Origin of the sequence: Streptomyces sp. NPDC007162 (assembly GCF_040634175.1) — a bacterium.
Lineage (GTDB): Bacteria > Actinomycetota > Actinomycetes > Streptomycetales > Streptomycetaceae > Streptomyces.
Map to the genome: position 1 here is coordinate 1 of NZ_JBEYFC010000191.1, position 15,205 is coordinate 15,205.

At 68.1% G+C, this 15,205-nt stretch carries 11 protein-coding genes; 3 read left to right on the forward strand and 8 right to left on the reverse strand.

Translation table 11 applies throughout. The features are described from left to right. The 8 genes from ABZ646_RS22665 to ABZ646_RS22700 form a co-directional block, all read right to left on the reverse strand. On the reverse strand, positions 1–1,170 hold a 1,170-nt coding region (locus ABZ646_RS22665), incomplete at its 3' end, for a glycoside hydrolase (RefSeq protein ID WP_360521709.1). Positions 1,171–1,196: 26 nt separating this feature from the next. Beyond that, positions 1,197–2,657, reverse strand: coding sequence for a glycoside hydrolase family 32 protein (locus ABZ646_RS22670; protein WP_360521712.1), 1,461 nt, complete (start codon positions 2,655–2,657; stop codon positions 1,197–1,199). 67 nt (positions 2,658–2,724) lie between these two features. Further along, positions 2,725–5,049 (reverse strand): glycoside hydrolase family 3 N-terminal domain-containing protein, encoded by a 2,325-nt coding sequence (locus tag ABZ646_RS22675; protein WP_360521715.1) that lies wholly within the window; start codon positions 5,047–5,049, stop codon positions 2,725–2,727. Positions 5,050–5,086: 37 nt separating this feature from the next. Further along, positions 5,087–5,974 (reverse strand): carbohydrate ABC transporter permease, encoded by an 888-nt coding sequence (locus ABZ646_RS22680; protein ID WP_360521717.1) that lies wholly within the window; start codon positions 5,972–5,974, stop codon positions 5,087–5,089. A 5-nt stretch (positions 5,975–5,979) separates the two neighbouring features. Next, on the reverse strand, positions 5,980–6,954 hold the full coding sequence (locus tag ABZ646_RS22685) for a sugar ABC transporter permease (protein WP_360521721.1): 975 nt from the start codon (positions 6,952–6,954) through the stop codon (positions 5,980–5,982). Between the two features lie 62 nt (positions 6,955–7,016). Beyond that, positions 7,017–8,315 (reverse strand): extracellular solute-binding protein, encoded by a 1,299-nt coding sequence (locus ABZ646_RS22690; RefSeq protein WP_360521724.1) that lies wholly within the window; start codon positions 8,313–8,315, stop codon positions 7,017–7,019. A gap of 484 nt (positions 8,316–8,799) precedes the next feature. Continuing rightward, positions 8,800–9,822 (reverse strand): LacI family DNA-binding transcriptional regulator, encoded by a 1,023-nt coding sequence (locus ABZ646_RS22695; RefSeq protein ID WP_360521727.1) that lies wholly within the window; start codon positions 9,820–9,822, stop codon positions 8,800–8,802. Between the two features lie 173 nt (positions 9,823–9,995). Beyond that, on the reverse strand, positions 9,996–10,994 hold the full coding sequence (locus ABZ646_RS22700) for a LacI family DNA-binding transcriptional regulator (protein ID WP_360521730.1): 999 nt from the start codon (positions 10,992–10,994) through the stop codon (positions 9,996–9,998). Positions 10,995–11,327: 333 nt separating this feature from the next. On the opposite strand from ABZ646_RS22700, the gene ABZ646_RS22705 reads away from it, so the two are divergent. The 3 genes from ABZ646_RS22705 (at position 11,328) to ABZ646_RS22715 (ending at position 14,928) form a co-directional block, all read left to right on the forward strand. Further along, a complete protein-coding gene (locus ABZ646_RS22705) occupies positions 11,328–13,880 on the forward strand; it encodes a GH32 C-terminal domain-containing protein (RefSeq protein WP_360521733.1) in 2,553 nt (850 codons plus the stop codon). Between the two features lie 119 nt (positions 13,881–13,999). Further along, the gene (locus ABZ646_RS22710; protein ID WP_358980196.1) at positions 14,000–14,122 is read left to right on the forward strand and encodes a hypothetical protein; all 123 of its coding nucleotides are present in this window, start codon (positions 14,000–14,002) and stop codon (positions 14,120–14,122) included. A 509-nt stretch (positions 14,123–14,631) separates the two neighbouring features. After that, the gene (locus tag ABZ646_RS22715; RefSeq protein WP_358980198.1) at positions 14,632–14,928 is read left to right on the forward strand and encodes a hypothetical protein; all 297 of its coding nucleotides are present in this window, start codon (positions 14,632–14,634) and stop codon (positions 14,926–14,928) included. The last annotated feature ends 277 nt before the right edge of the window (positions 14,929–15,205 follow it).

Sequence of the window (15,205 nt, forward strand, 5' to 3'; positions counted from 1 at the left end):
CCGGCACATGGGGATGCCGTTGGTGTCGCTGTTGAGCGGACCCAATTTGGGGTCGAGGGCGGTGTTCCAGAGCATCACGCCGTTGGCCCAGTTGCGCATGCCCTTGATGATCCACGTGCCGAGGGCGTCATTGAACGCCGTCTCGTCGTCACTCTGCCAGACGCCTCCGCTGGCCTCCGTGATGTAGGTTTCCTTGCCCGGAAAGTCGTTGTGGACCAAAGTCTGGTAGGTCGGGTTGCCGCTGTAGATGTGCCATCCGGTGCCGGCAGTGTACTGGGAGGCTGCGGGGTCGCTGAAGATCGTCTCGGGATACGAGGGCACATCCCAGTTGTGGTCCCAGGCCAGGATCTTCGTGGAGATGCGGTTGGCCGCGAACGCCTGGCCGATCTCCTGGATCACCGCGGATTCCTGGTAGGCGGACAGGAACATGCCGGGCCAACTGGGCGTGCCCATGGGCTCGTTCTGCGGTGTGATGTAGGAGATGGGCACACCGGCCTTGTCGTAAGCCTTGATGAACTTCACGAAGTAGTCGGCCAGCGTGGAAGCGTAGTCGCTCTTGAGGGTGCCGCCGATCATGGAGTCCGAGGTCTTCATCCAGCCTGGCGGGCTCCATGGGTTGGCCAGGATCTTGGCGGACGGGTTCTGTGCGAGAGCCTGCCGCAGGACCGGAATGATGTACTTCTCGTCGTGCTGGACCGAGAAGTCGGACAGCGTCGGGTCCGTCTGTCCCGCCGGCATGTCGTCGTAGGAGTAGTCGCCGGACGCGTTGAAGTCCGTGGCGCCCATCGGCGTGCGGATCAGGCTGAGGCTGATGCCCTTCGAGGGGTCGTACAGCTTCTGTACCAGCTTCGCCCGGTCAGCGGTGGGCAGCTTGTTGATGAGCCAGGCCGAAGAGTCGGTCATGGCCGCCCCGAAGCCCTGGATCCTCTGGTACTTGACGCTGTCGTCGACCTTGATCGTCAGCGGGTTGCCCGTGCTCTTCGTCCGGAAGAGCACATCGCTCTGGGCGACGACCCACTTCTTGGCTGATATGTCGGTCAGCCAGACCTGCACGGACGAACTACGCGACGAGGTGGCGGCGGAAGCGTTGCCGGAAACCTGGGTCCAGGCTGCGGCGACGCCGATTGCGGTGGTGAGGAACTGACGTCGTCCAAAACCATGCGAGCTCATTGAGGATCCTCCTTCAGACCTGTTCTTCAGTACTGCTCTGCGGCGCCGGCGGTCAGCATCTTGACCACGAGCGGGTGCAGCTCCCACGCGTCGACCGCGTAGCGGAGGCGCGTGCCCGGTGCGGTGCGGACCTGAAGTCGCCACGGGCCCTGCCCTGTCGGGTAGAACCGCAGCGTGAGGACCTGGCCGGTAGAGGTCAGGAAGACCTCGGCGATGGAGTGGTCGACGACCACGCGCAGGTCGACCGGCTGTCCGGTGGAGCAGGGCATCCGGTAGGCGCCGCCGTGGGCACGGGAGTCGAGGGAGGCGTGGTAGCGGTCGACGACCAGTTCGCCCGCGTCCGGATCGAGGCGGATGTCGAGGTACTCGGATCCGTCCGGGGTGGTGAGCAGTCGCAGGCCGGCGGTCCCGGTCGGCTCCAGACGGGCTGTCAGGTCGAAGGCCCTTCCCACGCTGCCCAGTTCCACCGGTTGCGGGCCATGGGTCGCTCCCTCGGCCTGCACGGTGCGCTCGCCGCGCAGCGCGAGCAGCTCGGTGGCGGGCCGCTGGCGCAGGGTGCCGTCGGCGCCGACGTGGATCTCACGGGGCAGCGTGAGGACGCCGGCCCATCCACCGGCGACGGCCCAGGCTTGGTCGCGGGCTTCCCAGGACCAGCCCCACAACAGCCATTTGCCCCCAGGTGCACGCAGTAGGGCGGGTGCGTAGCAGTCCGGGCCGTGGTCCGCCCACACCGGTGCGCCGGCCTTGAAACGGCCGTCGTGCTCTTCGCCGATCAGGGCCGCGACGCACTGCGGGCCAGTGGGTTCGGTCCAGGTGCTGAAGATGAGGGCGGCCTGTCCGCCGGCTGCCGGGAGGTACTGGGGGCATTCCCAGCCCTCGCCGGTGAGCTCAAGGGTGTCGCCGATGGGCTCCGGGTGGCGGGCGACGAAGGGCCCTCGGTAGGTCCAGGTCTCCAGATCGGGTGAGTCGTACAGGAGGGTGGCGGCGCGGCCGTCGGCGAGAGCGGCGCCGACCAGCATCCGCCAGTCGTCGACGTCCCGCCAGACGTACGGGTCGCGGTACATGGTGCAGTCCTCGGGCAGCTCGGGTATGAGCAGTTCGCCCCGCGGGCGGAAGGTCATGCCGCCGTCGTGGGAGACGGCGCAGGTGACCGGCTGGTGCTGGGGGGAGCGCGCCACGAGGTGCGCGGAGTAGAAGGCGACGAGCCGGTCGCCGTCGGAGACGGCGTTGCCGGAGAAGCAGCCGTCGCCGTCCACGCCGCCGGGCGTGGGGGACAGGGCGATCGGCAACGGCTCCCAGCTCAGCAGGTCGGGACTGCGGAAGTGGCCCCAGTGCAGGTTCGCGTGTGTCGCGCCGTACGGGTTGTACTGGTAGGAGACGTGGTAGTAGCCGTCGTGGAAGACCAGCCCGTTGGGGTCGTTGACCCAGTTGCGGGGCGGGCGCAGATGCGCGACGGGGTAGTGCGGATCGAGGGGTGGAGTGGACACACGCGTGCCTTTCGGTATGTCAGGCAGGGCCCGCCGGACCGCCCCTGGGGCAGCCGGGCGCCGGCCCTCAGGCCCGGATGCGGAATCCCGCGCTGAGCTGTTGCTCCCGTCGTGAGCTGGGGCCGACGCGGAGCATGAACGCGCCTGGTTCGACCACGCGACGGTTGTCGGCGGTGACGAGTGAGCAGTGTCCGGCAGGGACGCTGATATCGACGGCGAGGGTTGCACCGGGGGGGACTTCGGCCTGGGTGAACGCCTTCAGCTCCTGCTCGGCCCAAGTGACGCTGGTGGTCAGGTCGCTGACGTACGCCTGGACCGTCTCCAGGGCCGGACGGTTTCCGCTGTTGGTGAGTCGCACCGTGGCGTGGACGGTGCTGTCGGCCGAGACCTCGTCCTCGTGCACGGTGAGGTCGGAGTAGGTGACGGTGGTGTAGCTCAGGCCCTCGCCGAACGCGAACAGGGGGTCCTGGGTGAGGTCCGCGTAGCGGTCACCGTGCTGGCCCCGCACCTGGTTGTAGTAGACCGGCTGCTGCCCGACGTGGCGTGCGAAGGAGACCGGGAGCCGGCCGCTGGGTTCGGTGAGCCCGAGAAGGAGTTCGGCGACGGCGCGGCCGCCACGCATGCCCGGGTTGAACGCCTCGATGAGCGCTGCCGCGTTCAGTGCCGAGTCGGGGAGGGTGCTCGGCTTGGACTGCAGCAGTACGACGATCATGGGCGTGCCGGTGGCGGCGACCGCGTCCAGCAGCGCGATCTGGCCTCCCTGGAGGTCGAGGGTGGCCGTGGAGCGCACCTCGCCCGTGAGGGCGATGGTGTCCCCCACGACCACGACGGCGTAGTCCGCGGCCTCGGCAGCGGCGGTGGCCTCCCGAAGCTGTGCCTCATCGACCGGGGCGGGGAGGAACACGGGCGGCTGCGGCTGGCCGTCGGGCCCGGCGATCCACTGGTCGGGATCGAAGGCGGGGCTTTCGATGTCGGCTCCGCGGGCGTGTGTGACGGTCCAGTCGGCGGGGACGACGGCGCGCAGGCCGTCCAGCACCGTCTCCACCAATTCGCGTGGATGTCCTTCGGGCATCCACGGCACCTGGCCGGTGGCACCCGCCCAGTCGCCGAGCATGGCCTCCGGGCTGTCGGCGTTGGGGCCGATGACCGCGATGGTGCGTGGCGTGCCCCGGCCTGTGGCGCGGCCGGTTCCGTCCGCGGTCAGCCCGCCCTCGAGGGGCAGGATCCCCTCGTTGCGCAGCAGTACGAGGGAACGTCGGGCGGTCTCCAGGTTGAGGTCGGCGTGTTCGCGGCAGCCGATCACCTGCGCCTGCCGCTCGGGGTCGGGGGCACGGGGGTCCTCGAAGAGCCCGAGCTCGAACTTCAGCCGCAGCACCCGCCGTACCGCGTCGTCGATCCGCTTCTCCTCGACCAGGCCGTGGGCGACCGCCTCCTGGGCGCCCTCGAAGAATGCCGGCGTTGCCATGATCAGGTCGTTCCCGGAGTTGACGGCGACCGCCGCCGCCTCGGCGTAGTCGGCGCAGGTCCGCTGGTCGTAGACCATCCGGCCGACGTTGTCCCAATCGGTCACCAGCGTGCCGGTGAAGCCCCACTCGCCCTTGAGCACGTCGTTGATCAGCCATTCGTTGGCGGTGATGGGCACCCCGTCGATCGACTGGTAGCCCAGCATGAAGGCCCGGCAGCCGGCCCGGGCCGCCCGCTCGAACGGGGGGAGGAACCACGAGCGCAGCTTGCGCGGGCTGAGATCCGCCTCGCTGGCGTCGCGTCCGCCCAGGGTCTCGGAGTAGCCCGCGAAGTGCTTGGCGTACGCCAGCACGGCGGTCGGGTCAGCGAGGCCCTCGCCCTGGTAGCCGCGCACCATCGCGGCTCCCAACTCGCCTATCAGGTAGGGGTCTTCGCCGAACGTCTCGTTGATCCGGCCCCAGCGCAGGTCCCGCGTGATGCACAGCACCGGGGAGAACGTCCCGTGGATCCCGGTCGTCGCGATCTCGATCGCGGATGCACGGGCGACCCGGTGGATCAGAGCGGGATCCCAGGTGCAGGCCATGCCGAGCTGTGTGGGGAAGATGGTCGCGCCCGGCCAGAAGGAGTGGCCGTGGATGCAGTCGTCGGCGGTCAGCAGCGGAATGCCGAGCCGTGTCCGCCGGGCCCGTTCCATGGCCTCCGGCATGCGCGCGGGCATCACATGCAGGACCGACCCGGCCAGCTTGGCCGACACGATGTCCTCGAGGTCCCCGTGCTGGGCGTCGAGCATCAGCAGCTGCCCGACCTTCTCCGCAAGGGTCATCCGGGACAGCAGGTCCTCGGTTCTCGCTTCCACGGAGGCGTCCGGATCCAGGTACACGGCGGCGCGGACCGGCTGTCCCACGGTGGTCTCCAAGTCATGAGTCATTGCAGGTCAGTGAGTTGATGAGGGCGAGCGACGGAGGTCACTTCAGGCCGGTGGTGGCGATTCCGGCGACGAACTGGCGCTGGAAGCGGAGGAAGACGAGCATCACCGGCAGCAGGACGACCACGGCGCCGGCGAGCAGGATGCCGTAGCGCGTGAAGGACTGGCCGCTGCTGGCCAGGGCGAGTCCGACCGGCAGCGTGTACTGGTCCTGGTTCTGGGCCACGACCAGGGGCCACAGGAAGCTGTTCCACGAGCCGAGGAAGGCGATGATCCCGAGCGTGGCCAGGGCCGGCTTGGTCAGAGGAAGGATGATCCGCCAGAAGATGGCCAGCTCACCGCAGCCGTCGACGCGGGCGGCGTCGATGAGTTCGTCGGGCAGGGTGGAGATGAACTGCCGCATCAGGAACACCCCGAACGGACCAGCCAGGAACGGCAGGATCAGACCGAGCAGCGAACCGGTCAGCTTCATGTTGGCCACCAGCACGTACAGCGGTACGAAGGTGACCAGGGCGGGGACCATGAGGGTGCCGATGACCAGGCTGAACACGAGGCGCCGGCCGCGGAAGTCCAGTTTGGCCAGGGCGTAGCCGAGCATCGAGCAGAAGAGCAGGTTGCCCGCGGTGATGGCCAGGGAGACGATCACGGAGTTCGCGAACATGCTCGTGAAGTCGAGGCTGCGGAACAGCTGGCTGTAGTTGGCGGTCGTGGGTGTGGTGGGGATCAGAACGGGCGGCAGTCTGCGGATGTCGGCCTCGGGCTTGAAGGAGCCCGACAGCATCCACAGGAACGGCGCGATCATCAGCAGGAGGCAGCCGGTGAGCGGCAGATACAGCCATGGGTTGCCCCAGTTCTGCCGGACGCGGCGGCGCCGCAGGGTCCGGTCCGTGTCCGGCCCGGCCGTCTGAAGGGTGGAGAGGGTGCTCATGGTCATCAGTCCTTGTCTCGCAGCACGCGGAACTGCAGGACGGTCAGCGCGACGATGAGGACGAAGACGACGTAGCCGGCGGCCGACGCCATGTCGTAGTTGCCGTTGCCGAACTGGTTGTAGCTGTACAACGTGGCCGACAGGGTCGAGTCCAGCGGTCCGCCGTTGGTCATCACGAACGGCTCGTCGAAGAACTGCAGATAGTTGATGCCGGTGGTCACCGCGGTGAGCAGCAGGGCGGGGCGCAGGAGCGGGAAGGTGACCCGCCAGAACCGCTGCCAGGCCCCGGCACCGTCCAGTTCGGCCGCTTCCATCAGGGACTGGGGTACGGACTGCAGCCCGGCCAGCATGATGATCATGACGGTGCCGAGGTTGCGCCACACGGCCATGAGGATCATGACGGGAAGCGCGAACCGGGTGTCCGCCAGCCAGGCCGGGCCGTCGATCCCGAACCAGGCCAGGACGGTGTTCACCAGCCCCGCGCGCGGGTCCAGGAGCGTCTTCCAGATCACGGCGACGGCCACGACGCTGGTGATCACCGGCAGGTAGAAGCCGACCCGGAAGACGGCGCGGAAGCGGCGGATGCCGCGGTCGAGGGCGACCGCCGCGGCGAGCCCGGCGGCCAGGGTCAGGGGCAGGCCGACCAGGACGAACACGCCGGTGTTGCGCAGCGCGTGCACGAACTGCTCGTCCTCGAAGAGCCGTACGTAGTTGTCGAGGCCGATGAACGACACGTTCAGCGGAGTACGCAGGTCTGCGCTCTCGGTGTCGGTCATGCTCATCAGCAGCGACCAGACCACGGGCAACACCATGAAGGCCGCGAACAGAGCGAGGAAGGGCGCGCCGAGGATCCAGGCGGCCCGGGTCTGCGCCCGCGCCGTGCGGCGGACCCCGGAGTGCCGGCGGCCGGCACTCCCGTCCGGCCGCCCGGTGATCGGCTCATGGACGTCGTCCCGCCCAGGGAGCGTTTTCGTGGACATGGATGTCATCCGTCCCTAAGAAGGCTGAGAAGGCTGCTGGAGGGCCGCGGACGTGCCGGCGCTCAGCGGCCGGTGCCGATGCTGGTGGCCTTGGACTGCAGCGCTTGCTGCACCTGGGCGACGGTGGCCTTGCCGAGGGACAGCTTCTCCAGTTCGGAGTCGATGGCGTCGGCGATCTGCTGCCAGGTCGTGATGGCGGGCGGCGCCTTGCTGAACTTCAGCTGCTCCTCGAACGCCTTCTTCGTCTCGTCCTCGTTCAGCTTCCCCTCCGACCAGGCGGCGGGCGACGGGGGCAGTACGCCGGTGGCCTTGCTGTAGGCGGCGAGGTTGGCGGGCTCGGTGAGGAACTGGGCGAACTTCCATGCCGCCTCGGGGTTCTTGGCTTCCTTGAACACCGCCAGGTCGCTGCCGCCGGCGAACCCGGCGGGCTGCTTGCTGTACGGCACCGGCATGGTCTTCCACTTGCCGTCCAGCTTCGGGGAGTCCTTGTGGAAGGCGCCGCCGGCCCAGGCAGCCTCCTGGTAGACGGCGAGCAGCCCGTCCTGGAAGCCCTGGACGTTGTCCTCCTTGTCGGTCGGCGCCAGGTGCTGCTGGGGGACGCTCGCGTAGTACTGCAGCGCCTTGGCGACCTCCGGGGTGTCGAAGGTGAATTTCTTGGTCTTGGCGTCGTAGATGTCACCGCCCTGCTGCCAGACCATCGGCACCCAGAAGAGCCAGGAGTTGAAGCCGATCAACCACCCGCTGGCATAGCGCAGCTTGGGGTTCTGCTTGCCGGCGGTGGCCTGGATGGCCTTGAGGTCCTTGATGTATCCCTCACGGTCGCCTGCCAGGGGGCCCTTGATGCCGGCCTTCTCGGTGATGTCGGTCCGGTAGTAGACCGCCGAGGTGTCGGCGACGAACGGGACACCATAGGCGGTGTTCTTGTACTTGGTGGTGTCCCACTGGCCGGCGTAGAAGTTCGACGACTTGAACGTCGTCGGGGTGGCCTGGAAGGCGTTCATGGAGGCCATCTCGGCCATCCACGTTGAGCCGACCACGGACATGTCCGGTGTGTTGCCGCCGGCGATCGCGGTGGTCAGCTTGTCATGGGCGGAGGCCCAGGGAATCGGGGTGATCTGGACCTTGACGCCGGGGTTCTGCTTCTCGAACTTCTTGGCCAGGCTCAACAGGGCCGGGTCGGTGTCGCCCATGGACCACATGACGACCTTGCCCGTGGCCTTGCCGCTGCCGATCTTCGCGGGTGCGTCCTTGCCGGGCCCGGAGTCGGCACTGCGGCCGCAGCCGGTGGCCACCAGGGCCGCGGTGATGGTGATGCACAGGACCTGGGCGGTTCTGACGGTGTGACGAGTAGACGTACGCATGGGGCGGCTCCTTGCCGTTGAGCGATTACGGGGCGCAGGGGGGCGGCGAAGAGGTGGAAGCGGGCAGTCACCCGGATGGGCCGGCCCGAGAGGTGAGTTCGTCTGCAGCGGCATCGGCCGTCAGCCGCGGGTCGCGGCTGTAACGTCCGACCCGGAGTGGGCAGCGTCCGGGCGGGGTGTGCCCGGCGTACCGTTCGTGTGCCGGATCAGGAAGCCCGCCGAGGGAAACCGCACCTCGGTGGTGACGCGTGAACACGGTTCCGCGTGGCGGGTGATGAAGTCGGCCGACAGGCGAACAGGCCGGTCGGGGCCGCTGCGTGGAGCGGCTTCAGGTAGAGCTGGCCGACCTACCGCCCTGCCCGAGGGCCGGTAGGACGGTTCATTGGGCGGATGGGGTCCGTCCCCGCCTGCGGGGCTGGGCAGGAGCGGCGGAGACGGACGGTTGGTGAGACGCCGACGCCGGACACATCTGGATGACGCAGCGTCAGTTCAAGCCCGGCTTTGACGTCGAGCCACGGACCACGAGGCTGGTGGGGACGATGCACGAGGGGGCGGCCTTCGGCGATCCGCGCACGTGATCCAGCAGCAGCCGCGCCGCCGCCTCACCCATCTCCCGCATCGGCTGGCGGATGGTCGTCAGTGCCGGGTAGGTGTACGACGCCATCTCGAGGTCGTCGAAGCCCACCACGGCGACATCCTGTGGAACCCACAGACCGGCCTCGTGCAGTGCGGCCAGCACTCCGGCCGCCGAGGGGTCGTTGTGCGCGAAGACCGAGTCGAACTCCACGCCGTCCGCGCGAGCGCGCGCCACCGCGCTACGGCAGCGTTCGAAGTCGAAGTCACCGGGGATGATACTGCGTTGGCCGATCTCGATCCCGGCTTCGGCGTAGACATCGACGAAGCCGTCCAGCCGTTCACGGGTACAGCCGAACGCCTCGGGACCGGTGATCACCAGGGGACGACGGCGCCCGATCTCCAGCAGGTGCCGCGCCGCCTGCGCACCCCCCTCCCGATTGGTGGTGGCCACGTAGGGGAATCCCGGCCGCTGGAAGCGATCGTCGATCAGCACGACCGGCAGGCCCGCTTCGTGCAGTTCCGTGATGTACCCCATGGCGCCCTCGGGCTCTATCACCAGCAGACCGTCGAACGACTTGGCGGCGACCTGCAGGCCGAGCCTGCGCAGTGACTCCTCACCGCGGTTCCAGGTCAGCATGCGTAGTCCGAAGCCCTCTGTCTCCAGCGTTTCGACGACCGCCTGCACGATGCCGGCCCAGGCCCAGGCCATGTCCGGGACCAGCATGCCGATCATCTGTGTGGTGCCGCGTGCGAGTCCGACCGCTCCGGCGCTCGGCACATAGCCCAGCTCCGATATCGCCTTGCGGACCTTCAGGACGGTGTTCTCGTTGATCTCGCCTTTGCCGTTCAGCACTCGCGAGACCGTCGTCTTGCTGACGCCGGCCCGTGAGGCCACGTCGGCGATGGTGACTCCCATGCCACCTCCTCTCACTCGACGCAGAGGCGGAAGACGTTCTCCCGCACCGAAGGGCCGATCGTACAGAGATCGACGGAACCGGTACCGGCAGCGGTTCCGGAACCGGTTTCGGTACCGGTTCCGGCAGTGAAGCACCGAGGGGCTCGCCCCGTCAACACATTGGAAACGACTCGTTCACGGGGAAGTCGTCAGCGCCCGGGAGCGGGGAGTTCACCGGAGCCGCGAGCGAGGTAGCGGGTGGGCAGCACCCGGTGACGGGCGGCCCCGCCCGCGCCGTCGAGCCGGTCGAACAGCAGGTTCGCGGCCTGCCGGCCGATGGCGGAGTGATCCTGGGCAATCACCGAGATGCCCGGTTCGAGCAGGTCGGCGAGGGGGAGGTCGTCGAAGCCGACCAGCGCGACGCGGCGCTGCAGCTGACGCTCCTGCAGGGCCATGCGGGCCCCGATGGTCAGGAGGTTCTGGCCGGAGATCAGTGCCGTGGGCGCATGGGCGAGCGCCAGGAGTTCGCGGGTGGCCTCCTGGGCGGCGTCCGCGCCGTGCAGGTCGCGCCTCACGAGAGAGGGATGCAGAACGCATCCCACCGCGGCGAGCCCCTCCACGAACCCGGCGTAACGCTCTTCGGCGGTCCAGATCGAGCGGAGGTCCCCGAGGAAGGCGACGCGCTGGTGCCCTGCCTCGTGCAGCCTCTTCACCGCCGCCCGCACACCCTCGCGGTTGTCCACCGTCACGGTGTCCACCTGCAGCGCTGTGGTGCGGCGGTCCACGCAGACGACGGGTGTGCCGGCGCGGCGGGCCGTGTCGAGGTCGGCGCCGTCCTGCCCGGTGGGCACCACGATGAGGCCGTCGACCCGGCGGGCGGTGAAGGTCTTCAGCAGGCCGCGTTCCCGGACCGGGTCCTCGTCGGTGGACCCGGCCAGGAGCAGCATGCCGCGCTCGGCGGCAGCGTCCTCCACCGCGCGGTGCAACGCGGCCGAGAAGGGGTTGGCCGCGTCCTCCAGGACCAGGCCGAGGGTCTGTGTGCGGCGGTCGGCCCGGCGCAGGCTGCTGGCCGTCAGATCCTGGCGGTAGCCGAGCTGCTCGGCGGCGCGCGTCACCCGTTGCGCCAGGTCAGGGGTGACGGGCTTGCCGTTGACGACCCGCGAGACGGTGGCGATGCCGACCCCGGCCATGGTCGCGACGTCACGCATGGTCGCCGCTCGCCGACCTGTGTCGCTCTGCTCGCTGGACAACGATTTCTCCCGGGGATCAATGGCACCGTGCAGCCGCCCTCATCCTCGCATTCGGGAGTTTTCCCGCACAGGGTCTGGACTTCGGCGACACGTTGCCCGTACGTTCGGCGAAACGTTTCCAGCCCCAGCCCCTGGCTGGAGCCGCCGGTGCCGTGCTGCCCCCACAGCCGGGCTCACCCGTGGCCTTGGACGAGGCCACGGCCAAGCCGCCGCCCGCACCCGACACGCGTCAAGCGTCACCCGTGAGTCCCCTACGGCTGAGCCGAAGCCCGCACGCCTGCAAGGAGCGCCATGTCCAGAACCGTTCGTCCGCGCCGCAGACTCCTGGCCGCACTGGCCGTCCTGTCCGGGCTCGGCCTGGTCGCCACCTCCCCCGCCATGGCCGACACCGGCCTCTACCACGAGCAGTACCGCCCCCAGTTCCACTTCACCCCGGCCCAGAACTGGATGAACGACCCCAACGGCCTCATCTACTACAAGGGCAAGTACCACCTGTTCTTCCAGTACAACCCGTCCGGCAACACCTGGGGCAACATGTCCTGGGGCCACGCGGTCAGCACCGACCTCGTGCACTGGAAGCAGCTCCCGTTGGCCATCCCCCAGGACGACCAGGAGATGATCTTCTCCGGCAGCGTGGTGCTGGACAGGAACAACACCACCGGCTTCGGGACGAAGAAGAACCCTCCGCTCGTCGCCGTCTACACCAGCGCGCAGAAAGCCTCCGGCAAGCAGCAGCAGGCCCTCGCCTACAGCACCGACGGCGGCACCACCTGGACCAAGTACGACGACAACCCGGTGCTCGACATCGGCTCGAACAACTTCCGCGACCCCAAGGTCTTCTGGTACGCCCCCACACAGCGCTGGCTGATGGCGGTCTCCCTCGCCGACCAGCACAAGATCTCCTTCTATAGCTCGGCCGACCTCAAGCACTGGACCCACCAGAGCGACTTCGGCCCGGCCGGCGCCACCGGCGGGGTGTGGGAGTGCCCGGACCTGTTCCCGCTCCCGGTCGACGGCGACGCGAAGAAGACCAAGTGGGTACTGGCCGTCAACCTCAACCCCGGCGGCATCGCGGGCGGTTCCGGCGCCCAGTACTTCGTCGGCGACTTCAACGGCAAGAAGTTCACCTCCGACGACGACGGCAGCTACACCCCGCCGAGCGGCACCGTCACGCAGGACTTCGAGTCCGGCTCGTTCGGCGACTGGAGGGCCACCGGTGACGCCTTCGGCAGCGCGCCGGCGACCGGGGCGGTGGACTGGCAGTCACAGATCACGGGCATCGAGGGCAAGGCTTTCGCCAACAGCTTCCACGGCGGTGATGCCTCCACCGGCACTCTGACCTCGCCCGAATTCACGGTGACCGGCAACTACATCAACTTCAAGGTCGGCGGCGGCAACCACCCGTACCAACCCGGCACCGTCCTGGGCGACCAGCCGGCACCCACCGGCGAAACCCTCGCCGACTTCGAGGGCAGCACCTACACCAGCCCCATCGGCGACTGGACCACCACCGGCGACGCCTTCGGCACCGGACCGGCCCAGGGCGCCCTCCCGGGCCAGCAGCAGGTATCCGGCTACCTCGGCAACGGCCTGGTCAACACCTTCCTGAACGGCGATGCCTCCACCGGCACCCTCACCTCCCCGACGTTCACCATCGACAAGAAGTACCTGGACTTCCTCGTCGGAGGCGGCTACCACCCGGACGGCTCCGACGCCCCCACCGCGGTCGAGCTCATCGTGGACGGCAAGGTCGTGCGCTCCGCCACCGGATCCAACGGCGAGGCCCTGAACTGGTCTTCCTGGGACCTGTCCGACCTGCAGGGCAAGCAGGCCCAGATCAAGGTCGTGGACGACAACACGGGCGGCTGGGGCCACCTCAACCTCGACCAGGTCGTCCTCTCCGACACCCAGGCGAAGCCGCCCTCCATCGAGACCGGCGTCAACCTGCTGGTCGACGGCAAGGTCGTGCAGAACGCCACCGGCGCCGACTCCGAGAACCTCGACTGGGCCTCCTTCAACACCACCGCCTACAAGGGCAAAAAGGTCCAGATCCAGATCGTGGACGCCAACTCCGGCGGCTGGGGACACGTCCTCGCCGACCAGTTCACCACCGCCGACAAGCCGGCCCTGAACACCACCCAGCGCGCTCACTGGCTCGACTACGGCGCGGACTTCTACGCCGCCAACACGTGGAACGACGCACCCGGCGGCCGCCGCATCATGATCGCCTGGATGAACAACTGGAACTACGGGCAGGCCATCCCCACCACCCCGTGGCGCAGCGCCGACTCCTTCCCCCGCCAGCTCTCCCTGAAGACCGTGAACGGCAAGGTCCAGCTGATCCAGCAGCCGGTCGGTGCACTGACCACGCTGCGCGGCACCGGCACCAAGGTGCCCAGCACGCGCGTCACGAACACCACCACCCCGCTCGCGGTGCACGGCAGCACCCTGGACCTTCAGGCCGATCTCACCCCGGGCACCGCCGACCGCTCCGGCCTGGACGTCCGCACCGGCAACGGGCAGCGCACCCGCATCGGCTACGACACCGCCACCGGCGAGGTCTACATCGACCGCACCGCCTCCGGCGCCACCGACTTCGACCCGACCTTCACCGGCGTCCAGCGCGCTCCCCTCGATCTCCACGGCGGCCGGCTGAGCCTGCGCGTCCTCGTCGACGCCTCCTCCGTCGAGGTCTACGCCCAGAACACGCGCGGCGAACAGGTCACCCTCACCGACCAGGTCTTCCCCGACCCCTCCAGCACAGGTGTCGCCGCCTTCGCCGAAGGCGGCACCGCCACGCTCGACCGCATGCAGGCGTGGCGGCTGAAGTCCATCTTGCCGTGACGGACCCTCAAGTCCGTGCGCCGGACAGCCTGGGACTTTTTCCGGCGCACGGATATCGGCGCGGGAGCCGAGGACTACGCAAGATCGGAATTCCCTGTCCTACTCGATGGACTGGGTGGATGAAGATTCAGCTGCTGATCGGCCACGCCGCCCGCGTCGTCACCGCCTCGCTCATCCGCGTACTCGAAGGCGGTGAGCCCGAGTACAACGGAGCCGTCAGCACGAGCACCAATCCGTCCTGACCGGACAAGTCAGCAGTCGGCAAGTGCAAGATCGTTCGTGTCGTCCTGAGCCAGATCAATGAACAGGGCGACGCAGGCTTGGGTGTTCGCAGGGAAATCATCAAACGAACGATCGAATTCGAGACTTCTCCACACCGTGGCCGGACGACCGTCTCCCGGCCCAGGGCCTGCAGGCAAACGTGCGACAACTCGTGAACGTCAAGGACTCATTCACGCGGATGAGCCAAGCACATGATGAAGAGCGGGCCGCTCGTATCAAAGCACGCACAAGCGAGCTTGAGCGGCTTGCTCGACGGAAGGCAAGGTTTTCAAGCACTCCGAGACCGACTCAACGACCTGTTCGACGAGGACGACCTGAGAAAGCGAGGCACCGCCCTGGAAGGCGTGCTCAACGACCTGTTCGAGACCGAAGGCATCTTGATCAGAAATCCTTTACGCTCCGTAGCGAGGAGGGGCATCCCGTTGAACAGATCGACGACGCCCTCGAAGTCGACGGATCCGCATACCTCGTGGAGATCAAGTGGTGGGGTGAGCCTGTCGAGATCAACGCGATGAGCCGCCACCTGGTGCGGGTGTACGGGCGCTCGGAAGTCCGCGCCCTGTTCATCTCTGCATCTGGCTTCACCGGGCCGGCCATCGAAGAAAGCGAACGCGCACTGAACCAGCGAGTGATCGTCCTGGGGGAACTCCGGGAACTCGTTCTCCTGCTCGAACGGCAAGGTGATGTTGCGGCCTGGCTGCGCGAAAAGGTTCGTTTCGCGCAGCTCGAACGTCGCCCTCTCGCCCTGCTGGGCTGCGACTTCTGATCACCCTACGCACCGTCAGGTTGCCCAAGCGCAGCGTCCAGCCGGTCCGTCATTCGCCCAGATACCGATGTCAAGACGCTCCCCCATACCGTCACCGTACGCGGGCTCCGCTGCACACCTTCTGTCACGTCGGTGTCACGAGCCCCGTGGATGTGCGCGCGCCACAGAGCCCCGACCTGGACTTACGCGCCCGCCCTGGACCAGCTGGACGCCCAGAGACGCCTTCTACGACATGTGCCAGGTGGTACCCAGTGAGGGACCCAGGATCAGGACCGGA